The sequence below is a fragment of the Pseudomonas sp. HY7a-MNA-CIBAN-0227 genome, from assembly GCF_040310325.1.
GTDB lineage: Bacteria > Pseudomonadota > Gammaproteobacteria > Pseudomonadales > Pseudomonadaceae > Aquipseudomonas.
This window is the reverse complement of the sequence record NZ_JBEOPT010000344.1, coordinates 1-239: the sequence shown is the minus strand read 5'-3', so window position 1 is coordinate 239 and position 239 is coordinate 1. Positions and strand designations below refer to the sequence as shown.

General features: G+C 72.4%; 1 protein-coding gene. It reads left to right on the top strand.

Features of this window, described 5'->3' with window-relative positions; genetic code table 11:
* A partial coding sequence (locus tag AAEZ06_RS28205) for a hypothetical protein (protein WP_350617507.1) occupies window positions 1-239 on the top strand: 239 nt, incomplete at both ends.

Genomic DNA, 239 nt, shown 5'->3' with positions numbered 1-239 from the left:
CCGCCAGTCAGGCGCTCGTCCATTGCAGCGGCGCGTCGGCGGTCGCGCTGCTCGATCCGGCGAAGCAGCAAGGCGCGGCCACCGGCGGCTTTCATCCGCTCTATCTGTTCGGCGGCACCGACGCCGACCTCGCGCGCATCGACGGCTGCTCGGTCACGATCGAAGCGGACGGCGCGCTGCACGCGGCGCTGATGCGACTTGCCGCCGCACTCGGCTGCCATCCGCTGTCGATCCCGGCC